The sequence below is a fragment of the Bacillus sp. NMCC4 genome, assembly GCF_002998555.1.
Taxonomy (GTDB): Bacteria; Bacillota; Bacilli; order Bacillales; family Bacillaceae; genus Bacillus.
On sequence record NZ_PVRA01000008.1, the window covers coordinates 85,763 to 109,307 of the forward strand.

Sequence of the window (23,545 nt, forward strand, 5' to 3'; positions counted from 1 at the left end):
TGGAATCGCACCAGCGAAATGAGCAAGTCATTTGCCACTTGGCGAAACCCAATGCAGTAACTGCTTTGTACTAAGTATTATGGTGATTTCTGAAAAAAACATACGAGAAAAGAACATGGTAAATGTTGTTCAACATGCAAAAAAACCATCACTCAATCATGAGTGATGGTGCTGCTTAGATCTCTTTAATCAGCAGAGCGAATGCGAAGTTCTGTATCCGAATCAAAGAAGTGGGCCTTGTTCATATCAATAGCAAGAGGGATAGACTGTCCAGCCTGAACATCAGTACGAGAATCAACACGTGCAATAAAAGACTGACCATCGAGAGAAGAGTAAAGCATCGTTTCTGCTCCCATTAATTCAGCAACTTCTACACTGGCATCGATCTTTGTGCCCTCAGATGCCTCTATAAACACGGGTTCATCATGAAAATCTTCTGGTCTGATACCAAGGATGATATCTTTTCCGATATAACCTTGGCTGCGTAATACCTTCATCTTTCCTTCTGGTACACGAATATGCGTTTTTCCAACTGCAATAGCACCGTCAGAGAGTTTTCCTGTGAAAAAATTCATCGCAGGAGAGCCAATGAATCCGCCTACAAATACATTCTCTGGATTTTCATATACATCCTTCGGCGCTCCAACCTGCTGAATAAAGCCATCTTTCATCACAACAAGGCGAGTAGCCATTGTCATAGCTTCAGTCTGATCATGTGTGACATAGATAAATGTCGTTTGCAGACGCTGATGAAGCTTAGATATTTCAGCACGCATCTGAACGCGAAGTTTTGCATCTAAATTAGAAAGCGGCTCATCCAAAAGAAAGACCTTTGCATCACGCACAATTGCTCTCCCAAGTGCAACGCGTTGTCTTTGACCGCCAGACAGAGCTTTTGGTTTTCTGTCTAAATATTGCTCAAGCCCCAATATTTTCGCAGCATTTCGAACCCGCTCATCAATTTCTGATTTCGGGAACTTCCGCAGCTTTAATCCAAAAGCCATATTATCGTATACATTCATGTGAGGGTACAAAGCATAGTTTTGGAAAACCATTGCGATATCCCGGTCTTTTGGTGCTACATCATTCATCCGTTTTCCGTCTAACAGAAAATCCCCTTGTGAAATCTCTTCAAGTCCTGCAATCATGCGAAGGGTTGTTGATTTTCCGCACCCAGATGGACCAACAAACACAATAAATTCTTTATCTTCTATATGTAGATTAAAGTTGTCTACTGCTGTTACCTTGTTATCATACACTTTATAAATTTGATTGAGCATCATTTCAGCCATAGATGATAACCTCCCCATCCTCTTATTGAAAGCGCTTTACTTGTAAATAAAGTGTATAAAATGGGGAAGCGTCTGTAAATGGACAACGTGCACAACATCTCATTTTCACTTTTGGGCAGGATGCTCATGTCATTGATTGTTATGAAAGGTCGAGAAGATTCATCATAAAATAAACAGCAGATGCTTCTGGAAAATGCCGTATATCGATTCCTGTGCGCTCAATAAATTTATCGATTCGATATTGAAGGCTGTTTCTGTGAACATATAAAGCTTTTGCTGCCTTGGATGCATTTAAGTTACATTGCATATAGGTCATGAGGGTGCGGTAAACGTCCCGATCAAAGACCGCCTCTTTAAAAGCATCTGAAATAGCATGAGAGAGCGCGGATTCATCATAACGTATGAGTGATGGCAGACATTCATAAAATGTGGAAATCCCTGATCTAAGCTTGCCTCGCTGCACATGGTCCAAGAAAAGCTGCTGTTCATTTAACAATTTCTTCTGTAAATGTTCATTTGGCAAATGGAGCTGTCCTTGTAAAAAGACTGAGTCTGTTAAAAAGTCACTTGTAATGGCTAGAGACAAATCGTTTAGCAGATCTAATTGACCATTTTCTGATGTAGCGTTTGTTTGAATCAGCATCGCTGTATCAGCGCCTGTCCAAATGAAATGAGTATGTTCGAGGCTGTGAACCACAGCCTCTTTTATTTGCTGCCTTTGTTCTGCTTGATGGGACATTTTAAAATAATATACACGGACGGGGTGCTGAACGGTTAGTGGTTTGTTATCAAAAAGATAGCTGTACCATTTTTGTTCATCCTCAGTCTGCTTTGTATGAGAAAGATCAATTGGTGTAAGGAAAGTATTGAGAAGAAGTGTTTCTCTCGCTGTAAGCTCTGATTTGTCTACTCCAAATAATTCGCCTTCGTCTGTTTGATACCAAAGAATTTGATGATCATTTGTAGGTGAGCTGATGATATGCTCTCCGTAAACAAGCTTTAATTTTTCTAACATGGCGAAGCTCCTTAAACAGTTTAATCATAGACATGGAATAGCATTAATTCGTGGATTTCTTCTTTTAAGGTTGGTTCGACTTCATGAGGTGGAAGCTGAGAGCCCCATTCAATATCACCTGTTTTGTGGTAGATGCCTTCGTAGTGCGCACCATTGTGAAAAAAGGATATTTTCCAGCCTGGCAACTGTGCTTTCTTAAAGAGAGGTTTCCATTGAAAATGAGAAATCATATCATCATTGCCTCCTTGCTTTTATTGATGAAACAATAAATAAACACGACAATACGGAAACAACCTTGAACTTGATTTTATTGTATCTCATCTGATGAAAAGAGCATAGGAAAAGCATAGATTTCATAACACCATCAATTTAAAACGAAAAACAGTTAGTAGACGTTCGTGTGGTCTGTAGTTGTTGAGGTCGTTCGTGAAAGATAAGATGCATAATCCATGATTCTTTTCCCAATCAGCCTTTCTGAGTTTCGCAATGAAACATGCTGGAAAATCTCGCGGCCAGGGCGAGAATTGGCTTCAAACATCCAGATAGCTCCTGTCTGATCAATGCCTAAATCAAAACCGATTTCACCAATATGGCCGGACATTTTTTCATCTATCACCTGACTAAGCGTGATGGCAGTATAAGAAAGCTGCTCTAAAGTTTTCAAACGCTTCTTCTTTTCTGGAAAAACATCATAAAGTGTTTTTACTAAGCCACCATGTAAATGGTGAGTCGTTACTGTGTGATTGCCAGAGACTTTTGCTGCTGCTGCCGTGACTGTCCAATGGCCGTACTTATTTTTATTCGTATGAACTCTGAAATCCATTGGTTGATTGTCTATTTGAAGAAGTGCAATGCCTTGTTGAGCCATAAAGTCTTGAATTGCGTGATCTTTCCGGAGCTTGGTCACGAAATGCTCTATTGAGTCATATGGAACAGCGCTTCCGTGATTTGAGCATACAGTGATTCCATGAGCCGTCTTCTTTAATTGATAAATACCGTCGCCGTGACTTCCGTTCGATGGTTTTACGTATATGACCTGATGTAGATGGAGGAGTGTTTCTATTTTATTTAGAGCGTCCACCGGATCCAATTGTATGGAATGTGGAAGAAAAGGACATGTTTTTTCATCTGTTAACAGTTGTTCATGAATATCCCATTTATTGAAAAAATAAGGGTTGAACCAAGGAATATCATAGTCTTGTGTGAGTTTACGCTTTGTTTCTTGAATGAATGCCGACTGAGCAGCCTTTCTATTTGGAAGACGGTCGTAAATGACTGACGGCAGGGGCATCTGTTTTTTAACCCATGTTTGCTGTTGGTACAACAATCCTTCTACTATTCCTTTATCCCAATCAATAGAATGTGTACCAAAAAGGTAGGCAAATCCAGCATGCTGCCTGAAAGAGTGCAGCAGTTTGATAAAAAAGTCTGATCTCGTTCCTAGTGGCTGCGTGCTTTGCCCAAAACCTGCTGTGAAAATGCCAAGCAGCGGCCCTATAAACAGTGTATGATCAACGGCGATTACATCAGCTTTTGATTGATAAGGAATTAGTAAATTTCTATATAGATTTTCTGATAATAAAATTTTATTTGGATGTTGATGATAGGAAACGGTGAAGTCATCTACTAAACGGGATCCTAAAGCAAGAGAATAGATCGCATCCTGCTGTTTAAAATGGGCGGGAAGATGAACTGTTTTTTCACTTGTGAGATGAGGGGCGATGAAGAAGCGATTTTTGTTCATAAGAAACCTCCTTCGGTTGAGACGTCATCGATTGAGCATGTGCAAGAATGGTACGAATCAATTGATCTTCCTTGTCAGGATAAGCTTTTAAAAAAGCGGATCGCCCTGGCTTTGATCTTATATTTGATATGAAAAGCCTGCCTTCACTTGTATGGAGTAAGTCTACAGCGAATTCAAAGCAAGGGGAGAAGGTTTTATCTATATATGCTGGGAGAGATGCTTGAATGGATGCAATATCATCTAAAAGAAGCTCTTTGATGTGCGGCTGCAATGTGTTTAGATAGTGATCAAAGCCTATCATGGGAGCTGATTTTTGTGTAATGTTTAAATGACTATTTTCTGTAGGTGATTTTGTGTGAATCCCTATGCGACTCCATTGATTTTGTGAATCTTTCATAAGGAAAATCCTTATTTCATTGAATAAAAAGTCTTTTTGATCACTCGTCTGAAAAAATTGAAGGAAATATCGGCCTACGTACTTTTTGCACCAGCGCTCTATATCTGATGGACGCGAAAATGTGATGACTTGCTCGGGACTTAGCTGAACAGTGAAAGTGTTGTCTTTTAAGAAAATGAAGTAAGTAGATGCTGCATGCTGTTGAGAGAGCGGCTGCATTTTACAATAACCGTCTTTCCTTACCATGTTGAGAAGTTCTGATGGCTCTTTTAATAATGAGCAGACAGGTAAATATGGCTGTAAAGAAGGGAGGAGACGGAGCTGCTCAAATAGCATCATTTTATTTGAAATACCTGTATTCAAAAAATCTGTTTTCGGATACTTTTTCAGCCATTCCATGATTGGTTTTGCTTTTTTAGATTGTGCGTCATGCTTGTAAAGGCATCGATCGTAAATCAAGTCAGGAATCTCAAATTCTGCTGCGGCAAATCCTTGACCATTCGTATAAGTTTGACCTTGTATCAAATTTGAAGCCGGCTTTAAATCAAATGGTGTAAAACGAACAACCTTTAAACCATAAGAAGGGGCAGCTTTGGCTAACCCACGAGTGAATGCCTCTTCATACTTTGAAGAAAGGGTCACAATACCTAATGTTGATGTCATTAAAAAACACCTTCTTTTCAACTTCTTTTTTTACCAGCACAAAAACACTTTTTCATGATTTTACATAAAGATTGCGCTCCTTTATCATTACGACAGATCGATTGATCATATGTCTAGCAACATGCTTCATTTGCTTGGGGACTTGACAACAACTATAATACGTATAGATTAAACCAATAAACATCGGGTGTTGTTTGAAAGGTAGATGACGACTTTGAATATATTCACAACGTTTATCTTTATGATTGTTATAGGCGCAGTCATAGGAGCAGCGACAAACCATCTTGCAATTAAAATGCTTTTTCGCCCTTATAAGCCGTATTACTTATTCGGGAAACAGCTTCCTTTTACACCAGGGCTCATTCCTAAAAGAAGAGACGAAGTAGCCAAGCAGGTTGGTGTCATGGTTATGGAGCATTTGCTCACGCCAGAAGGAATTCAAAAGCGATTTGAATCATCGGAGGCAAAGCAAGAGATCTTGCATACAGTCCATCGATATATTGACAAAGGCGCTGAAATGGAGATAACAGTGCTATCTTTGCTTGAAAGAGTCGGCGTATCACAGGCTGACGTCAAAGCAGATGAATGGATCCATCAGTGGTCTGATCAGAAGCTCAATTCACTGCTTGAAAAATATAATGAGCAAACTTTATCTGAATTGCTTCCGCTAGATGTGGAAAACAAAATATCTTCAAAAATTCCAGATGCAGCTGATTATATTTTAAAGAGGGGCATTCATTATTTTGAAAGCGAGGAAGGTAAAGCAAGGCTTGGTAATATGATTGATGATTTCTTAAAGGAACGAGGCATGCTTGGCAGTATGGTTCAAATGTTTCTAGGGAATTCAAGCTTAATTGATCGGGTACATCCTGAAATCATCAAATTTTTAAGAAACGCAGAAACAAAAAGATTTTTATCAGATTTGCTTGTTCAAGAATGGGACAAGGTGAAGCAGTTTTCTCTTCAGGAGCTAGATGAAAAATGGAATGTGAAGGAGCTTGCTTATAGTGTGAAAAAGCAATTGCTTTCACACTTCTCTACAAAGCTGATATTAGACAAGCCAGTTGGATATTATGTCAGTGCAGTAGCGCTTGATCTCAAAACACACTTTGCACCAGTGCTTGTCGACAAGGGGATTAAAGCAGCATCGAATGCTTTAGAGGGACTGCTCGCAAAGCTCAAATTTGAAGATATCATTCGTGAGCAGATTGAACATTTTCCGCTTAAAAAAATGGAGGAGCTTGTGGTTAGCATTTCCAACAATGAACTTAAAATGATCACGTTTTTAGGCGGTTTTTTAGGCGGATTAATCGGCGCAATTCAAGCAATCTTTGTCACGCTATTTTAAGACAAGCTAGAGAAATTTTGATGAATTCATTGTATATATGTGAAACGAAAGCCATAGTTTGTTATAGTGGAGTGGTGTCCGCCGATCATATCGGTGATAACGGATAGAAAGGAGACATAACATGTCTGTAAATGTTTATGATGTTGCATATGACCTTGAAAAAGCTCTGCGTCATAGCGAAGAATATTCAACTTTAAAAAATCTTTATGATGAGGTAAACGCGGATGAGTCCTCTAAAAGAATGTTCGAGAACTTCCGAGACATTCAAGTAAACCTTCAACAAAAACAAATGACTGGTCAAGAGATCACACAAGAAGAAGTGGAGCAAGCTCAAAAAACAGTGGCACTTGTTCAACAGCACGATAAAATCTCTCAGTTGATGGAAGCAGAACAACGTGTGAGTGTTCTCATCGGAGAATTAAATAAAGTGATCATGAAGCCTCTTGAAGAGCTTTATGGGAATCCAGAAGAAAATGAATGAAAAGGGCGATGATATTCGCCCTTTTTTTATTTCACATGTTCCCTGTCCAACTTTTCAAAAAAAGGTTGTCGAAGCTCATAAATTCTGCGATAATACTTATATTGAAAGTGCTTTCAAATGAGCGCTCTCATGGGACAATTGGGTGCGTTTCACTTGGGATTTACGGCGATTAGCCAAACGAGAGAGAAGCGCTTCTGGGAGAAACGCAAAGCATAAGGGGATCTGATATAAGCAATGCTTTGGTGTGTGAAAGATAAGGGGATCATGGGGAGCTTCATCACCTCATTGTGACGCATCCAAACCATACATAAAAAAAAAGCCTAGGGGTAGGCTTTTTTTATTTACAAAAGATTCATAACACAGGGCTCTTTCAACTGCATGTTCTAAAGCACCAAGCTAGGGCATATCCTCATCGTAAGTACAGTCATCAAGAAGGGGGATGCCTCAGTGTCAAAAAAACTACTTGCACTCAATATAGATGGAACGTTACTTCGTTCCAATGGAAAAATCCATTCCGCTACAAAAGAAGCTGTGGAATACGTGAAGAAAAAAGGGGTTTACGTGACGCTTGTCACCAACCGGCATTTTCGTTCCGCACAAAAAATTGCCAAGGCGTTGAAGATTCCAACTTCAACCCTTGTGACGCATAGTGGTGCATTTATCGCGAATAAACTCGATGAGCCGCTTCATGTGAAGAAATTAACGGAAGAAAAAACATTTAATCTTGTGCAAATTCTTGAAAGCTTTGATTGTAATGTTCGCTTACTGCATGAAAAATTCTCAATTGGCAACCGGAAAAAAACGCAGTCACAGCTGATGGGAAAGACGTTGATTCATCCGTCTGATCCAATTTTCTATCCTGTGCAATTTGTTGAATCGCTAAGTGATATGCTGATGGATGAACCGGTCAGTACACCGGTGATTGAAGTATATTCAACCGCAGAGCTTCAGCCTGAAATTCACCGAACCATTCAACAAGCTTTTCCATCTGTCGATCTCATTCGGATCAGTGATGAGAAAATGAATATTGTATGCAAAGGCGTATCGAAAGAAGCGGGGCTTTCTCTTTTGACCTCAGCATTAGGTTTGACTTTAGAAGATACTGTGGTCATTGGACAGGGGACAGATGACATCCCAATGCTCGAATTGGCTGGCTTAGGCGTTGCAATGGGAAATGCCCCTCATTCTGTTAAGCGTAAAGCCGATTGGGTGACACGTTCGCAAGATGAACAGGGAGTCGCTTATATGATCAAAGAATACTTTAGAATGCAGCAAAGAGAAGGATTTTTACATCAATTCGATATTAAACGATAATATAGACGAAGGCCCTGTCAATCAAGAAATGGCAGGGCCTTCAACTGTTCCAGTCATTGCTTTTCCTACATAGATTTTGTAAAATGAAACAAGTTTGAAGATAAAGGTGATACGATGCGAATTTTAATTAAAGGGCTGTCAGATGAACGATTTCATCGCCCGCTTGTCAATATAGCCAATTTATTTGAAGAAGATAGTGAAGTGCTGTTTGATACAGGTGAATTGGAAGATGGCTTAACCATGGTGTTTAGCTGGAAAGAAGAAAATGGAACGGTGGAAGCATCTGGCCATATCGCTGGATCAGACATCACTAGTCGTTTTTCGCGAGACGTCCCAGAGGGCTTGAATGACAAGGAGCGCTGGAAACAAATCAAAAACACAGTGCTGTCTGTTTATTTACATCTGCTTCAGGAGCACACAGGAATGACGCAAAAGTGGGGGATTCTCACAGGGATACGTCCTACAAAATTACTCCATAAGATGCTGAGAGAAGGAATGACAAAGGAAGGTGCGCATGCCGCACTAAAGCGTGATTATTTGATTCATGATGAAAAAATCGATTTGATGCAGGAGATTGTCGACCGTCAGCTTCAAGCGATTCCTGACCTGTATGACCTTCAGCAGGAAGTAAGTATTTATATTGGTATTCCTTTCTGCCCAACAAAATGCGCTTATTGCACGTTCCCTGCTTATGCGATTAAAGGACAAGCTGGAAGAGTGGGAACATTTTTGTTTGGTCTGCATTATGAGATGCAAAAAATCGGTACTTGGCTAAAAGAACATGGTATCAAAGTGACGACTGTTTATTTTGGCGGGGGTACGCCGACGAGTATCACTGCGGAGGAAATGGATTTGCTGTATGAAGAAATGTATCGCTCGTTCCCTGATGTGAAACATATACGGGAAGTGACTGTCGAAGCAGGGCGTCCTGATACGATTTCGCCTGATAAGCTAGAAGTGCTAAACCAATATCATATTGACCGGATTAGCATCAATCCACAATCGTATGAGAATGAAACACTGAAAGCCATTGGCCGGCACCATAGTGTAGAAGAAACGATTGAAAAGTATCACTTATCAAGACAGTATGGCATGAATAATATTAATATGGACTTAATTATTGGTTTGCCGGGAGAAGGGCTAAAGGAATTCCAGCATTCCTTGCAGCAGACTGAAGAACTTAAGCCTGAATCTTTAACCGTGCATACGCTCTCCTTTAAAAGAGCTTCTGAGATGACGCGCAATAAGGACAAATATCAAGTAGCAGACCGAGAAGAAATCACACGTATGATGGATGAAGCGGTCGCTTGGACGAAAGCACATGACTATCATCCCTATTATTTATATAGACAAAAAAACATCTTAGGGAACCTTGAAAATGTCGGGTATTCATTGGATGGGCAGGAAAGTTTGTATAATATCATTATTATGGAAGAAGTGCAGACAATTATAGGGATTGGATGCGGTGCTGCTAGTAAATTCATTGATCCGCGTTCAGGAAAAATTACGCAGTACGCCAATCCAAAAGATCCAAAATCGTATAATGACCGCTATGAACACTATACCGAAGAGAAAATTGAATTTCTTGAGTCATTATTTGTTCCTCACGTTTAAACACTGCGGTGACGCAGTGTTTTTTTCATTTGTAAAAGGGTATATAAGTGATAAAAAGTTAAAGCAGGTGTACATATGATTGATGTGATCGGAATTGGGATTGGGCCCGCCAATTTAGGTTTGGCGGCTTTGTTAGAGGAGTATGAAGATGTTTCATGCTGTTTTTTTGAACAGGAGTCCGAGTTTGCGTGGCATCCTGGTATGCTGATCAAAGGAACGGATTTACAAGTCTCCTTTTTAGCTGATCTTGTGACGATGGCGAATCCAAGGAGCAGGTATACATTTTTAAATTATTTACATGAATCAAATAGACTTCACCGGTTCTATACATTTGAACAGTTTGACATTCCGCGAAGAGAATTCAATGAGTATTTATCATGGGTCGCAGGTGAATTAGATAGCTGTCAATTTGGGATGAAGGTAGAGGAAGTGACGGACTGCCAAGGTGGTTATCTTGTGAAAGTCCGGCGATTGAAGGATGGATCGCTCTCTGAGTATCGGGCAAAGCATGTCGTGCTTGGAACAGGGAGCAAACCGATGATTCCTGTCGATGTGCCTGATGCTGCACTGCCATATGTGACACATAGCAGCCGTTATTTAGACCAGCAGGAAGAACTTCATGAAGCTGAGTCGGTGACGGTGATTGGCTCTGGGCAGAGTGCAGCCGAAATCTTCTTAGACCTGCTTCAGCATCAAAAGAAAGGACAGCAGCTTTCGTGGTTTACGCGATCTAGTGAATTTAGAGAGCTGGAGACGGCAGAGCTTGGCCAGGAGCTATTTACACCGAAGTACGTCGAATATTTCCATTCGCTTCCTTATGAAGAACGAATGAACACATTGCCTAGGCTGACTGGATTAAGAAATGGTATAGATGCATCGACGCTCTCGCGTATTTATCAGGAATTGTATCATCGGTCTGTTACAGGTGAAGAGCCATCTGTGGTGATTCAGCCAATGACCGAGCTTGAAGCGATTCAGGTGGAGGAGAATCAGTCCCTGAAGCTGCACCTAAAGCAGTGGCAGCTAAAGAAAGAAAAGAGCATAACAGCTGATCGTGCCCTATTGGCTACAGGGTACACTCCGAATATCCCGGCGTGGTTTAGTGCGTATGAACCTTTAATTGAATGGGAAAGTGAAGAGCATTTTAAAGTGACAGAAGACTTCAGGCTTGTGTTCAAAGACAAGCGTCCGCATCATTTCTTTACATTTACGAACTTAGATCACTCTCATGGAACAGCGGCGACCAATTTAAAACTATCCATCTACCGCAATCAGAAAGTGATTCAAACCATTCGCGGGGTCAAAGAAGCGCCAGTCAAGCAAGAAACAGCCTTTCAGCAATTTGAATAAGAGATAAAAAGGGCCCAAGTATAGGGCCCTTTTTCATTAGATTGTCGTTTCTTTTTTCACTTTTGGTTTTTCTGTTTGCCATTTGAACATTTTGTTCAGAATTTGATAAATTCGCTTAGATTCCTTCGTCACAAGCGGTCCTAAAATCGCAAGGATTAAGACGTACAATGCAGCAAATGGCTTCAAGGTAGCGGCAAGTCCGCCCGCAATACCGAGCTCGGCTACAATGATTGAAAACTCTCCTCGTGATACGATGGTTAATCCAATATTAGAAGAGGCTTTATGAGAAAATCCAGCTCTTCTTCCAGCGAACATTCCAGCAGTGAAGTTCCCAATGAAGGTGAGAATCACAGCGCCGATCGCAAGCCAGAAGGCATCACCTAATGTAAATGGATCAATGCTGAGACCGAAGCTGAAGAAGAACATGGCCCCGAAGAAATCTCTAAATGGAACCACAAGATGTTCGATGCGGTCAGAGTGCTCTGTTTCTGAGAAAACAAGACCAAGTAAGAGTGCCCCAATGGCCTCTGCTACATGGATTGTCTCTGAGAAACCAGCGACAAAGAATAAAGCCGCAAAAATCACAATGATGAACACTTCGTTCGAACGGATATCGAACAACTTGTTTAATCGTTTTGGCAGCTTACGTGCGATGATAAAGAAAAGCATCATATAACCAAAAGCAATGAAAATGGATAATAAGGCACCGCTAACCGTTGTGGCATCTCCAAGGACAAGACCAGATACGACGGATAAATAAACAGCGAGGAAAATATCCTCAAACATAATGATCCCAAGAATTAACTCAGTTTCAGGGTTCGCAGTCCGTTTCAAATCAACAAGGACTTTGGCCACAATGGCACTGGATGAAATCGTGATAACTCCTGCCATAATGAGAACCTCAAGGAACCCAAACCCTGTGATAAAACCGTAAAGCAGTCCTAAGCTGAAGTTAATCAAAATATAAATAGATCCGCCGACAGCAATGGATTTGCCCGATTTAATAAGCTTTCCGACAGAGAACTCAAGTCCAAGATAGAAAAGAAGGAACAAGACGCCCATTCTGCCAAAAAACGAAATAATTTCGGTGCTTTCGATAAATTTTAGATCAATGATCCCGATGGTTGGAGCATGCGGCCCAACGATCATACCGAGGACAATGAGAAAAGGGATGATAGAGAATTTCATTTTATTGGCGATTAAGCTGGCGATGGCGATGAGAATCAGCGCCGTCCCAACTTCAAAGACTAAATGATCCATTCATCACTCTCCCCCTCTAGAAAGAAAATCACGTATCAATCGCTTTAAGTGTTTTCTTTCGCCTGAAATGACCATCGTATCATTTGCTTCAATAATCGAATCGGCACCAGGGTTCAGTAATTTTTCATTTGTATGTTTAATGATCGCAATGACGGTGACTTCATAGTTTTGTCGCACATCTAAATCACCGAGTGTATGTCCAACCGCTTTTGCGCCTTTTTCCACCTTAAACCATTCAATCATCAAGTCATTGAAGGCCATTTCAATGGTTTCAAGTGCCTGCGGTTTATACACCATGCCGCCGATAATCGCAGCGATTTGCCTTGATTCAGTATCATCGAGAGAAATGGTGGACAGCACTTCATCTGGATCATCATCGTCAAAACGATAAATCTCCCGTCTGCCATCATCATGAATCACTATCGTCATTTTTTCTCTATTTCTCGTTTCAATTTCAAATTTCTTTCCGATCCCAGGAAGATCATTTTCTTTAATATTCATTTTATCCCTCCGAATATGATAGGTTGTGTTTTTCATATAGTAATACGGATGAAATAAAATGAATCAGTAGAGGTAATTTGATTGACACATAATGGGGATCGCACACTTCATTTCCAAAAAACATAGATCAATGGATAACGCAGCTGATGGAGCAGGCTTGAGTAGAAAAACCTTTGAATCAGCCAGTGATAATCTGTTCTTTAACAGAATAGAGAAGGCATGTTTTTTTGAAAATGGAGGTGTCTTCACAGCTTGAATTTCTTCATCGTAGATGGATGGAGAAATAAGACTAGGTGCACTCGCTTCTGCCTGTGGAGCAAAAACGACATTTGAAAAAGGAGAAAACATGACGATGAAACTAACCAATATGAATATGGAACACCTTATCAATCATCCTCCCCCTTTCAAAATCATTTCTTTCTTCATTTACTATATAAAAATATATTTCTTGTTTCAACAATTATGCTTATTTTAGTATCAATTGATCTTGAAATTTTTCATGCAGAGGAAAAGGAATTATTCGGGTTGAAATGGAATTAAGTCATGAGTTTAAAAGAAAAGGGGGATGGATGATGACATATATCAATTGTCAGTTAAACGGGGATATTTTTGAAATCGTTTTCAACAGGCCTGATGCTTATAATTCATTTCATGTGGACATGTTTGCTGAATTCAAAGAGGCATGTGATGCAGCGGAAGAAAGCAGTGCAAAAGTCGTTGTGATCAAGGGAGCGGGGAAAGGGTTTTCTGCAGGCGGAGATATTGGCATGATGCTTAAGCAGGAAAGTGAAGAAGATTTCCATCGTGTGATGGATTTGATCGAGGGAATTACACTTTCTCTAGCCGGTATGAAAAAAGTGACGATTGCCCTTGTCCACGGGTCAGCGGCAGGCCTTGCTTTTAGCTTTGCTTTAAGCTGTGACTACTTGTTTATGCATCAGGATGCACAGCTCGCCATGAATTTTAATGGAGTAGGATTAATTCCAGATGGCGGAGGGCATTTTTTTCTCACAAAAAGAGTCAGTGAACAAACCGCGAAACAATTGATTTGGAGCGGACAAAAGCTGCCGGCTGAAGAAGCGTTAAAACTGCGCCTTGCAGACGGGGTGTTTCAGGATGAAGTCGATGCGTATCAAAAAGTATGTGTGAAGCCGTTTATGAACATGCCGCTTCAAGCATTTGTCGAAACAAAGCTGATCTATTTTCAGCAGTCAGAACCTGAGCTGCTAGCCGTTCTTCAAAAGGAGAGGGCAGCACAGGCAAGACTGAGGCAAAGTCATGATCATAAGGAAGGCATTCAGGCCTTTTTAGAAAAAAGACGACCTGTGTTTCAGAACGTATAAACGAATGTGAGACCGGCGAATGCCGGTTTTTTTAACGTTCAAATAAAAGAAGCTTGCCTGCATCATCAACGAGCCGGTGGGAATGCTTCGTGTATTGCTGTTCGATTAAGCGATGGCGCCCTAATTCCTTTGCCTTTTCATCACTATCCGTTGTGATTTTTTCATTTAATAAGGTCTCACCCGACCGGTCAAATACAGTTAAAAAGTATGTCTTCTCCATTCCTCATCTCCCTTTCCTCTGCTTTTCTATGTAATTAAACAATGAATAAGACAAAACCTCTTTTTTAACTGTTAAAAATGTGTTTTTTAGAATGAAAGCGATAGAACGTGCATTCGTAAAAATGGCATGATAAAATATGGACAATGACAGTATCGGACAAGGAGATAGACGTTTGACTAAGCTTACCTTTATTCATGCCGCAGATTTACATTTAGACAGTCCATTTGCAGGAATGTCGAATATCCCTAGCTTACCATTTAAGCGGCTCAAAGAAAGTACATTTCAAAGTGCGAAGAATATGTTTGATCTCGCCATTGCTCGATCAGTAGACTTTGTGCTGCTGAGCGGAGATTTATTTGACGAATCAAATCGCAGTCTGAAAGCACAGCTGTTTTTAAGAAATCAGTTTCTAAGACTGCAAACTCAAGGGATTGACGTCTTTATTATTTATGGTAATCATGATCATTTAGGCGGTGAATGGACACCGATTGAGTGGCCTGAGAATGTGCACGTTTTTTCAAGCAGTACACCAAGTGAGCAATCCTACTATAGAGGGGGGCAGCTTGTTGCAAGTATTTATGGGTTTAGCTACAAAGAGCGGGCTGTCTATGAAAATATGACATCTCATTATGTCAAAACGACAGATGCTGCCTATCACATTGCGATGCTTCACGGTACATTAGCCGGACAAGAAGGGCATGATGCGTATGCACCATTTCAGCTTGAGCAGCTTCTTTCACGGGATTTCGATTATTGGGCGCTTGGACATATACATAAGAGAGCCCTTCTGCATGAAGACCCGTTGATTATTTACCCTGGTAACATGCAGGGCAGACATATAAAAGAAACAGGAGAGAAAGGCTGTTACGTTATTCAACTCTCCGAGGATTCTGAGACAGCGGAATTTATTAGCTGTGCGGATGTGATGTTTGAGACACTTGCAATAGACATGACAGAAACGGTTCATATGACGGATCTTGTGACACTTGTGGATAGCAAAATCAGTGAGCTGAAAGAGGAGGGCGTCCCTCATTTTGTGAAAATTGAATTGACGGGTGATGCTCCTCCTTACTTTGAGCGTACTCAGCTTGAGGTTCTTGAGGAGCTGTTGACCGTTCTTCATGAACAGGAAGAAGATGAAGAGGTATTCGTTTGGGTGATATCGATTGACTGCCGAACAAACGAGGATGTGATCTATTTAGAAGATTCTTTTTTGAAGGAACTCACTGCTGAAATTTCACAGTTTGAGGCATATGAAGAGCTGTTATCACCGATCAAGCGTCACCCAACCTATAGAAAATCAGGAAAAGCTCTCACAAAAGAGGATGAAGTGGATATAAAAGAAGAAGCACAAAGGCTGCTGACAGAACAGCTAAAGCAATTATGAGAAAAGGAGAGGCACAATGAAAATACGTTCACTCCATATCGCCCATTTCGGGAAATTTTCAAATCGGACCTTTCACTTTTCTGATGACGGTTTTCAGCTAGTTTACGGCTTGAATGAATCGGGGAAAACGACATTGAAAACGTTTATTGAATCGATGTTATTTGGTTTTCCGAAAAACAAGATGTACAAGACGAAACAGGGTTCTTTTTATGGTGGTTCCCTCACTTGCCAAGATGACGAGTTAGGCGTTATTCATATTGAAAGAACGTCCGATCGAGGTGGTCAAGCGCAGGTGTTTTTACCGAAGGGTGAAGTGAAAGACGAAGTTTTTCTACAGACACTTTTAAAGGGAACGGATCGCAGGTTATATCAATCAATCTATTCATTTGATGTGTTTGGACTGCAAAATGTCCAAGCCTTAAACCAGGACCAAATAGGCGAATTTCTACTTTTCTCAAGTTTATTTGGCTCGGATGCAGCCACCAAGATGGATAGCAGGCTGCTAAAGCAGCAGGAGCAGCTGTTTAAACCAAATGGACGCAAGCCGGAATTAAATCAGCAGCTTGATCGTTTAAAAGAGCTGACAGGTCAGCTGAAACAAGCCAAATTGGTAGAAGGCCGTTATACCGAAAAGAAACGGGAGCAATCTGAATTAACGGAGACGATCGAAATGCTTCAAAATGAAATGAAGCAAGCTGAGGAACACATTCAGAAACTGGCTGAATCCATTCAAGTTTATCCCATGATCGAGAGAAAAGTGGAATTAAAAAAGGGATTAGCCCGCTATCCAGACCGAGTCAAACGTTTTAGAGCAGAAACAGAGCATGAGCTGGATAAACTAGAATCACACCTTCACCCGAAAAAGGCTCAATTGACTGCACTGAAGCAGAAGTTAGACCATTTGCAAACCTCACTTGTACAAGTTCAACCGCTCTATGACAAGGATACCATAATGGAGATGAAACGAGTCGTAGATGAAGCATCTGATGCTGAGCTTGTGAAAAAGCGCATAGCAGAGTGTCGAGCAAACCGTGATTCATTGAAACAAAAAATAGACGAAGCGGTAGCAAAGCTAAAGTGGGAGTACCCGATAAAGTTCGAACAAATCGACGATTCGCTTGAATTTGAGTGGGAATTAAAGGAGACTGTCACTCAATACGTTCGTCTCATGGATAGAAAAGCGCAGTTAGATGAACGATTTGATCACGCAAGACATGAGCTGGACGAAGCAGAAGCCGCTCTAAAAGGATTAAAGGAACAGCAAGTCAGACAGCACGGAGCAGAAGACGATGCGAAGGGGACAAGATCGAAAAAGAAACCGATTCATTCCCGGGCGTTGTTATTCCGAGGCTTGATCGCATTTGATGTGGTGCTTCTGCTTGTTCTATTCTTTTTAACAGAGTGGTGGATCACGCTCTTGTTTGCGGGATTTTCTGTTTTTCTCTTCTTTCTCATTTACCCATTCAGTCAAATGAGCCCGATGAAACAAAGAAGCGGCGAAGGGGCCTTTGATTCATTTCAAGTGCAGGCAGCTTCAGCTGAAACACTTATGAGGCAGAAGGAGCTTCTGTACGAAAGAATCATCCGGCAATATGAAGACTGGGAGCTAGAGCTGGAACCTGTCCAGCAGCAAGTAGAGGAAAAGAAGAGACAGCTTGGCTTGTCGTCTGAGCTTACTTTCCTAGTAGAGGCCTTCCATATCCTAAAACAATTAAAAATGAATACAGCGGCATATGAGGAGCTTCATCGTGAAATAGGCGTGCTTTCCGATCAGCAATCGATTTATGAGCGCAGGGTTTCAGCGTTAAGGAGTATCCTTCAAAAAAAGGAAGGAACCATTCAGGAGAATATCTCAGCTTTTCAAGAGATATTGAAAGATGAGGCGAGAAGAGAAAAAGAACGCCAGACATTGTACGTATCCATTCAACATGCGATCCAGCAGCTCACGACACTAGAAGGGGAAATTCAATATTACGAAAAACAAACTGACGAGCTTTTTCGTCAAGTAGAAGCAGAGTCCAAAGAAGATTACCAAGTGCTTTCTCATCTATCTAAAGAATACCGGGAACGGCTTTCCCATTTGCAGCAGCTGAATCAAGAGCTTCATAGAAGCGGTTGTTTTGATGAGGAGGAATGGATTGTTCGCAAAGGATTACCTCTCCTTGAAGAGGAGTGTGCAGAAGCAAAGCAGCACCTTCATGACGTTCAATTGAATGCGGAGAATATGGAAAAACGTTTAGCAGAACTAGCGGTGGAAATCCGGCAAATAGAAGCTTCTGGAACGGTGTCTGATTTGACTCATCAGCTTGCCGCAGAGCAGGAGCATGCGAAGCACCTCGCAAAAAAATGGGCGGCAATTCAGCTTGTCCGCTCCGTCATACGAGAAAAATTGAATGAGCATAAAGAAACAAGGCTGCCTGCATTGCTTCAAACAGCCTCAAGTTTTATTCAGCCGTTAACAAATGATCGTTATGAAGCGATTTTATTTTCACCTGAAGATGACTTGCTGATGGTGAAAAGAATGGATGGACGAATATTCCGTCCAGAGGAGCTTTCACAGGCAACGTGTGAACAGATCTATCTGGCGATTCGTTTTGCGCTCGCTTTGTCTCATCAGCAAGATTGTCAGCTTCCGTTTATGATGGATGACAGCTTCGTTCATTTCGATCACGTTCGTCTAGGAAGAGTGCTGGAGATGATGAACGAGCTCACACGTTTTGAAACACAGCTGTTTTATTTCACCTGTCATGAGCATATGAAGCAAGCAGCAGAAGATGGACAGATTACGAGTTTAGCAGTTGAATGATTGACAAATAATGACTTATGTTATACTTATATGAGCAGAAACATGGAAGGAGCTTTTATTGAATGGCTAAAGGGATCATGACCTATGATGTCGGCGAACAAGTTGACCTGCATTTATTAATTAAATCATCTACTAAAGGGATTGCGAGTAATGGCAAACCATTTTTAACGTTAATTCTTCAAGATCAAAGTGGAGATATTGAGGCGAAACTATGGGATGCAAAGCAGAATGATGAACAAACCTATGCCGCGCAAACCATTGTGAAGGTAGTAGGCGATATTCATCATTATCGCGGGAGGAATCAGCTGAAACTTAGGAATATACGCCCTGTTGCTGAAAATGAGCAAATTCGAATTGATGATTTTCTCGAAACAGCTCCTATTCCAAAACATGATATGATGGATACGATTATGCAATATATCTTTGATATGAAAAACCCTAATATACAGCGTGTTACAAGGCATTTGCTGAAAAAATATGGACAGGAATTCGCTGACTATCCAGCAGCGACAAAAAACCATCACGAATTTGTCTCTGGTCTTGCTTATCACGTGGTGTCCATGCTGCATTTGGCTAAATCAATTGTTGACCTATATCCATCATTAGATCGAGATCTTTTATATTCAGGCATCATTCTTCATGATTTAGGGAAAGTCAAAGAGCTTTCGGGCCCAGTCTCAACCACCTATACGGTGGAAGGGAATTTAATTGGTCATATTTCGATTATGGTGACAGAAATTGCGAAAGCTGCAGAAGAGCTTGGCATTGATTCAGAAGAAATTCTGATTTTACAGCACTTAGTACTGAGTCATCACGGAAAAGGAGAGTGGGGCAGCCCGAAACCACCAATGGTGAAGGAAGCCGAAATACTCCACTATATTGATAATTTAGATGCGAAGATGAATATGATGGATCGTGCGCTTGAGCATGTGAAGCCAGGAGAATATACAGAACGTATTTTTGCGCTAGAGAATCGTTCATTTTATAAACCAACCTTTCATCACGAATAACCATGTCAAAACGTCCGTTTATTGCGGGCGTTTTTTTCATAACTTGTCTTCTTTTCGCATAAGCATGTAACACAAAGGAAGAGAGAGCTGTTCTGAAAAAAGGAGGCGATGAAAAAATGTTGTTTTTTCCATGGTGGGTGTATGCATGTATCATTGGCATTATTTTCTGTGCGTATAAATTAATGACAACGGCCAAAGAGGAGCAAGAGATTGATCAATCCTTTATTGAAAAGGAAGGAGAAATTTTTATCGAGCGAATGGAACAAGAAAGAGAGCGACGACGTCAGGATCAGCAAGTGAAAAGATCACATGATACGGCGGCACATGAAGACTCGATTGCTTAATCAGGTCATATAAAAACCCCTCTGCACGAGCACGGCAGAGGGGTTTTTTGTGATTACTGGTTTTGTTGAGGTTGTTGATTTTGTGCGGGTTGTTGAGACTTTTCTTTGAATGTGTTTTCAAGTTCTTTATCTTTTACTTTCACATCGGCATCTTTCACCAATTTGTTTAAGATCGTTTGGATTTCATTTGTGTCTGCTTGTTTTTGATTAAGCAGTTCTTTTTTCAAGTCTGCTTTCATGTCATCGTATTTACCGCGTTCTTCGGTCTTTTTAATGATATGGTAGCCGAATTGTGATTTCACTGGTTTGCTGATTTCATTCACTTTTAGTTTGAAAGCTGCTTTACTGAAGTTCTCGTCCATTTGGCCTTCTTTTGCGAACCAGCCTACATCGCCGCCTTGTGCTGCTGAAGCGGTATCAGTTGAATATTCAGACACAACGGCATCCCATTTTTCACCTTTATCTAATTTCTTTTCCACTTCGTCAGCTGTTTTCTTATCAGCTACTAAAATGTGGCTTGCGCGGATTTTCCCTTTTAGGTCATCGTAATACGCTTTTACTTCTTTATCAGTGATTTTGATGTTAGCTTTGGCAGCCTTTTGAGTCAGCAGCTCATATTTCACTTGATCTTTGATGTAATCTTTTCCGAATTCATCTTGAAGTTGTTTTAAACGATCTTCACCAAGTGTCTTTTTATATTCTTCCATTTTCTTATCAATTTCTTTATCAGATACTTTGTATTTGTCAGCAAGAACCTTTTGTTGAACAAGTAGATTTAAAGCATCTCCACCTGCTTGTTTCTTAAGAGTTGTATAAAGCTCTTCTTTTGTGACATCTCCTGATTTTGTTGTTGCGATGACATCTTTATCACCGCTACTGCATGCGCCAAGAGTTAAAACACTAACTGCTGTTACAGCTGCTAAAGCCATTTTTTTCATTCAAAAAACACTCCTAATCTTTCCAATTTATTTATCATTGCTTGTATCATAACATATTGTGACACGCTGTAAAAAGAAATGCAAATGGGAGGGCATTCGTCTAGTCAAAAATTTGCGCGCGACATACACATATAGTGATCACAAAAAGGAGGCTGAATTATATGGGAGCAGGATATTCTAATGGGTTTGCTTTATTGGTCGTGCTATTCATTTTGCTGATCATCGTTGGTGCAGCATATCTTTACTAATTAAATCGCTGTGACAGAAAGGAGCCGTCCTGCCATGCGTGCGGGCGGTTCTTTTTTCAAACGATGACAGGTGCCTAAACGTTTTCATTTTTTTTGCATACACTGAGCTTAGAACAGAGCAAGAACTGGCAGGAGGTGTTTTACATGGGAGGAGAAGTCTTTGCTGGCGGTTTTGCACTAGTCGTCGTGTTATTCATCTTATTGATCATTATCGGTGCATCTTGGATTTGCTAATCAATCAATATACACAAAAAGCTGCCCTCAAACTGGCAGCTTTTGCTTTGATCTTAAATAGAAATGGTAATTTCAACAAATGATGAGATCAGTAAGATCAGTATCGATACATTGATAAAGCGAAACACCTTATCTTGCCGTTCTTCAGGAATCTCTCTGACAAGGCATAATGTATTAGTAAGCCTGTTTATTGAATACACAATAAACGCGGCAAAGACGATGAAGTAAAATAAAACTATCGGAGATCCCCCCTCTCTATGCTATTCCCATACTACATTACCAAATTTTTTATGAAAAAGATAGAAGTTGGCTTTAAAAACCTCATGATGAGGAAGTTTGGTCAACTAAAATATCAAACTCGTCTTGGGCTTGATCGATGATGCAGGATTTAGGTGCTTTGAGCAGTTTCCATGCAAATAAAAAGTCAGGCAAACAATAGCCTGCATGAATACTTGCGATGATGATAAAATAGTGTGCATACATTGGAAACGCCACGCCTAACACAAAGTAAAGCAGTGAAATCAAACAAAATGGACTGAGAAGTGAATAAAGCATTACTTTCTTTGGCACACGCTTCCAGCAATTTCGTTTAAATAGCGTCATTTTTTTCTTGTTTTTCATCACTGGGATCAAGTGAACCACACGGTGGACAAGCAATGTCACAAGTAAAAGCACAGCAAAAAGCGGTGCGTTGTGGCTGCTTAGTCTCGTTTCAGGATGAGTCAGTTGAAAACATAAAAAAGCCATAATGAAAAAAAGTATAGCAAGACTTATGGCTGAAATCAGCAGTCTCGTATAACCATAATCCTTTTCAAGATTAATGGTCTTCCAACAATTCATTTTTCATCCTTCCAATCTTAAAAAACTAATTGAATATCTCAAGATAATTTACTCTTCCTGAGGATAAAAATCAATGGTTTTGTTGAAAAAAAATAAAATGTTGCCTTCATATGGAATAAAGAGAGGAAACTTTGGGTTTTTCAAGAAAAAAAGACAGAAGAGGGAGGTTCGTCTCTTTCGTCAATGAGTAATTTCGGCTAAAATAGAAAGACTAAGAGAAAGAGGGAACGTACATGAGTATTGAGGAACGAATGAGCCAGCTCGAATATTATATGGAACTTTTGCTGACGGCGACCGATATGAGCCGTTATCCATATTATGCATTATTGATCAGGCAGCGGGTATCGAAAGAAGAGGCGAAGGAAATTGAGCGTATTTGTGCTGAGCTTTCAGAGGAAATGGACAAGCAAAAAGCACAAGGCTACGTCATGTTTGACGATATGCTTGCGCTTTTTGCAGGACAGTTAATTGAAAAGCTGGATGTGCATGAGACGATATTTGCATTGCATGATCAAGGGCTGTTTCAGCCGTTAATGAATGAATTTATAAAGATCATTAAACAATTTGATTTGCTTTAGCCGCTTTTTCTGCTGCATCAGCTGAGTCTTCAAGTTCCTCAGGCTTTTTCGTGACTTTTCCTCGCTCATTCAAAAAGTCCTTCTCAATGTTTGAAAACGATTTCTCAAAAATCTCCATGAAATCCTCACCATAGATGTTTCGGATAATACACATCATTTCTAAAATCTCAGGGAACTTTCCGTAAATGTCATGAAGCGGCTGTGCGCCTTTGACAATACCAGTTCGTGCCGGGTCATAATCTTCAAGTAGTTTATGGAATGTCTCTTCGCCTTTTGGCGTTAGCTCAATATACGTATTGCGTTTATCGTTTAACTTTTTAGAAAATTTTAAAAATCCTCGTTCCTCCAGTTTCTTGGAGAAGTTAAACGCCGTTGATACATGCATGACGCCAAACTTTGCAATTTCTGATATTGAAGCTCCTTTTAATTGATACGCAATCCACAAAATATGATGTTCATTGATATTTAGGTTATACGGTTTGATCCACTGCTGCCAGTCCTTTTCAATGGATTTCCAAAGAGCTTTGCTCAATTGGGCCATTCTTTGACTGAATAAAAGTGCTTCTTTTACATCGAAAGGCTGTTCCGAATGATTCATCCATTTCACCTACTTCTCTT

General features: G+C 40.5%; 25 protein-coding genes. 13 read left to right on the forward strand and 12 right to left on the reverse strand.

All coding sequences use genetic code 11. From position 1 onward, the window contains the following. Positions 1 to 185: 185 nt before the first annotated feature. The 5 genes from C6Y02_RS15290 to C6Y02_RS15310 form a co-directional block, all read right to left on the reverse strand. Complete coding sequence (locus tag C6Y02_RS15290; RefSeq protein WP_060595888.1) at positions 186 to 1,292, reverse strand: ABC transporter ATP-binding protein; 1,107 nt, start codon at positions 1,290 to 1,292, stop codon at positions 186 to 188. A 139-nt stretch (positions 1,293 to 1,431) separates the two neighbouring features. Then, positions 1,432 to 2,307: a helix-turn-helix domain-containing protein gene (locus C6Y02_RS15295; protein ID WP_106031627.1), complete on the reverse strand. Its 876-nt coding sequence runs from the start codon at positions 2,305 to 2,307 to the stop codon at positions 1,432 to 1,434. A 20-nt stretch (positions 2,308 to 2,327) separates the two neighbouring features. Next, positions 2,328 to 2,537: a YheE family protein gene (locus C6Y02_RS15300; protein WP_003211787.1), complete on the reverse strand. Its 210-nt coding sequence runs from the start codon at positions 2,535 to 2,537 to the stop codon at positions 2,328 to 2,330. A 155-nt stretch (positions 2,538 to 2,692) separates the two neighbouring features. Continuing rightward, positions 2,693 to 4,051, reverse strand: coding sequence for a YheC/YheD family endospore coat-associated protein (locus C6Y02_RS15305; protein ID WP_106031628.1), 1,359 nt, complete (start codon positions 4,049 to 4,051; stop codon positions 2,693 to 2,695). Next, positions 4,008 to 5,111 (reverse strand): YheC/YheD family protein, encoded by a 1,104-nt coding sequence (locus tag C6Y02_RS15310; RefSeq protein ID WP_106031629.1) that lies wholly within the window; start codon positions 5,109 to 5,111, stop codon positions 4,008 to 4,010. The genes C6Y02_RS15305 and C6Y02_RS15310 overlap by 44 nt, the downstream gene beginning before the upstream one ends. 214 nt (positions 5,112 to 5,325) lie before the next feature. Between C6Y02_RS15310 and C6Y02_RS15315 the strand changes: the two genes are divergently transcribed. The 5 genes from C6Y02_RS15315 to C6Y02_RS15335 all read left to right on the forward strand — a co-directional run bounded on the left by C6Y02_RS15315 (position 5,326) and on the right by C6Y02_RS15335 (position 11,218). After that, positions 5,326 to 6,459, forward strand: a complete 1,134-nt coding sequence (locus C6Y02_RS15315; protein WP_106031630.1) for a DUF445 domain-containing protein — start codon at positions 5,326 to 5,328, stop codon at positions 6,457 to 6,459. A 121-nt stretch (positions 6,460 to 6,580) separates the two neighbouring features. Beyond that, on the forward strand, positions 6,581 to 6,940 hold the full coding sequence (locus C6Y02_RS15320; protein ID WP_034663625.1) for a YlbF/YmcA family competence regulator: 360 nt from the start codon (positions 6,581 to 6,583) through the stop codon (positions 6,938 to 6,940). A 447-nt stretch (positions 6,941 to 7,387) separates the two neighbouring features. Then, positions 7,388 to 8,254 carry a Cof-type HAD-IIB family hydrolase gene (locus tag C6Y02_RS15325; RefSeq protein WP_060595898.1) on the forward strand — a complete coding sequence of 289 codons (867 nt, stop codon included), beginning with the start codon at positions 7,388 to 7,390 and terminating at the stop codon, positions 8,252 to 8,254. Between the two features lie 114 nt (positions 8,255 to 8,368). Beyond that, positions 8,369 to 9,868 (forward strand): coproporphyrinogen III oxidase, encoded by a 1,500-nt coding sequence (locus C6Y02_RS15330; RefSeq protein WP_060595900.1) that lies wholly within the window; start codon positions 8,369 to 8,371, stop codon positions 9,866 to 9,868. 75 nt (positions 9,869 to 9,943) lie between these two features. After that, positions 9,944 to 11,218 carry a lysine N(6)-hydroxylase/L-ornithine N(5)-oxygenase family protein gene (locus tag C6Y02_RS15335; protein ID WP_106031631.1) on the forward strand — a complete coding sequence of 425 codons (1,275 nt, stop codon included), beginning with the start codon at positions 9,944 to 9,946 and terminating at the stop codon, positions 11,216 to 11,218. Positions 11,219 to 11,254: 36 nt separating this feature from the next. Here the strand turns inward: C6Y02_RS15335 and C6Y02_RS15340 are convergent, their stop codons facing one another. Next, on the reverse strand, positions 11,255 to 12,478 hold the full coding sequence (locus C6Y02_RS15340) for a cation:proton antiporter (protein WP_066031091.1): 1,224 nt from the start codon (positions 12,476 to 12,478) through the stop codon (positions 11,255 to 11,257). Positions 12,479 to 12,481: 3 nt separating this feature from the next. Further along, positions 12,482 to 12,979 carry a cation:proton antiporter regulatory subunit gene (locus tag C6Y02_RS15345; RefSeq protein ID WP_066031090.1) on the reverse strand — a complete coding sequence of 166 codons (498 nt, stop codon included), beginning with the start codon at positions 12,977 to 12,979 and terminating at the stop codon, positions 12,482 to 12,484. Between the two features lie 569 nt (positions 12,980 to 13,548). Between C6Y02_RS15345 and C6Y02_RS15355 the strand changes: the two genes are divergently transcribed. Beyond that, positions 13,549 to 14,322 (forward strand): enoyl-CoA hydratase, encoded by a 774-nt coding sequence (locus tag C6Y02_RS15355; protein ID WP_081311426.1) that lies wholly within the window; start codon positions 13,549 to 13,551, stop codon positions 14,320 to 14,322. 31 nt (positions 14,323 to 14,353) lie between these two features. Here the strand turns inward: C6Y02_RS15355 and C6Y02_RS15360 are convergent, their stop codons facing one another. After that, the gene (locus C6Y02_RS15360) at positions 14,354 to 14,542 is read right to left on the reverse strand and encodes a YhzD family protein (protein WP_034663606.1); all 189 of its coding nucleotides are present in this window, start codon (positions 14,540 to 14,542) and stop codon (positions 14,354 to 14,356) included. Positions 14,543 to 14,714: 172 nt separating this feature from the next. Here C6Y02_RS15360 and C6Y02_RS15365 point away from each other — a divergent pair, with 172 nt between their 5' ends. The 4 genes from C6Y02_RS15365 to C6Y02_RS15380 all read left to right on the forward strand — a co-directional run bounded on the left by C6Y02_RS15365 (position 14,715) and on the right by C6Y02_RS15380 (position 20,089). Then, positions 14,715 to 15,929, forward strand: a complete 1,215-nt coding sequence (locus C6Y02_RS15365; protein WP_066031087.1) for a metallophosphoesterase family protein — start codon at positions 14,715 to 14,717, stop codon at positions 15,927 to 15,929. 16 nt (positions 15,930 to 15,945) lie between these two features. Then, positions 15,946 to 18,735, forward strand: a complete 2,790-nt coding sequence (locus C6Y02_RS15370) for an ATP-binding protein (protein ID WP_106031632.1) — start codon at positions 15,946 to 15,948, stop codon at positions 18,733 to 18,735. A gap of 62 nt (positions 18,736 to 18,797) precedes the next feature. Further along, entirely contained in the window at positions 18,798 to 19,745 is a 948-nt protein-coding gene (yhaM, locus tag C6Y02_RS15375) for a 3'-5' exoribonuclease YhaM (RefSeq protein WP_034663598.1), read from the forward strand. A gap of 116 nt (positions 19,746 to 19,861) precedes the next feature. Next, positions 19,862 to 20,089, forward strand: a complete 228-nt coding sequence (locus tag C6Y02_RS15380; RefSeq protein WP_034663596.1) for a sporulation YhaL family protein — start codon at positions 19,862 to 19,864, stop codon at positions 20,087 to 20,089. A 53-nt stretch (positions 20,090 to 20,142) separates the two neighbouring features. Here C6Y02_RS15380 and C6Y02_RS15385 read toward each other — a convergent pair whose 3' ends face one another. After that, on the reverse strand, positions 20,143 to 21,027 hold the full coding sequence (locus tag C6Y02_RS15385; RefSeq protein WP_003211354.1) for a peptidylprolyl isomerase: 885 nt from the start codon (positions 21,025 to 21,027) through the stop codon (positions 20,143 to 20,145). A gap of 161 nt (positions 21,028 to 21,188) precedes the next feature. Between C6Y02_RS15385 and C6Y02_RS15390 the strand changes: the two genes are divergently transcribed. Further along, positions 21,189 to 21,275 (forward strand): YjcZ family sporulation protein, encoded by an 87-nt coding sequence (locus C6Y02_RS15390; RefSeq protein WP_008361129.1) that lies wholly within the window; start codon positions 21,189 to 21,191, stop codon positions 21,273 to 21,275. A gap of 144 nt (positions 21,276 to 21,419) precedes the next feature. Beyond that, on the forward strand, positions 21,420 to 21,509 hold the full coding sequence (locus tag C6Y02_RS15395; protein ID WP_017360317.1) for a YjcZ family sporulation protein: 90 nt from the start codon (positions 21,420 to 21,422) through the stop codon (positions 21,507 to 21,509). A gap of 53 nt (positions 21,510 to 21,562) precedes the next feature. Here the strand turns inward: C6Y02_RS15395 and C6Y02_RS19530 are convergent, their stop codons facing one another. Both C6Y02_RS19530 and C6Y02_RS15405 read right to left on the reverse strand, forming a co-directional pair. Further along, a complete protein-coding gene (locus C6Y02_RS19530; RefSeq protein ID WP_072368131.1) occupies positions 21,563 to 21,748 on the reverse strand; it encodes a hypothetical protein in 186 nt (61 codons plus the stop codon). 82 nt (positions 21,749 to 21,830) lie between these two features. Continuing rightward, the gene (locus C6Y02_RS15405; RefSeq protein ID WP_060595916.1) at positions 21,831 to 22,349 is read right to left on the reverse strand and encodes a DUF3267 domain-containing protein; all 519 of its coding nucleotides are present in this window, start codon (positions 22,347 to 22,349) and stop codon (positions 21,831 to 21,833) included. A gap of 233 nt (positions 22,350 to 22,582) precedes the next feature. Here C6Y02_RS15405 and C6Y02_RS15410 point away from each other — a divergent pair, with 233 nt between their 5' ends. Beyond that, entirely contained in the window at positions 22,583 to 22,927 is a 345-nt protein-coding gene (locus C6Y02_RS15410) for a YhaI family protein (RefSeq protein WP_034663590.1), read from the forward strand. Here the strand turns inward: C6Y02_RS15410 and C6Y02_RS15415 are convergent. Next, positions 22,905 to 23,525 carry an HTH-type transcriptional regulator Hpr gene (locus C6Y02_RS15415; RefSeq protein ID WP_034663587.1) on the reverse strand — a complete coding sequence of 207 codons (621 nt, stop codon included), beginning with the start codon at positions 23,523 to 23,525 and terminating at the stop codon, positions 22,905 to 22,907. The genes C6Y02_RS15410 and C6Y02_RS15415 overlap by 23 nt on opposite strands. Positions 23,526 to 23,545: the final 20 nt, after the last annotated feature.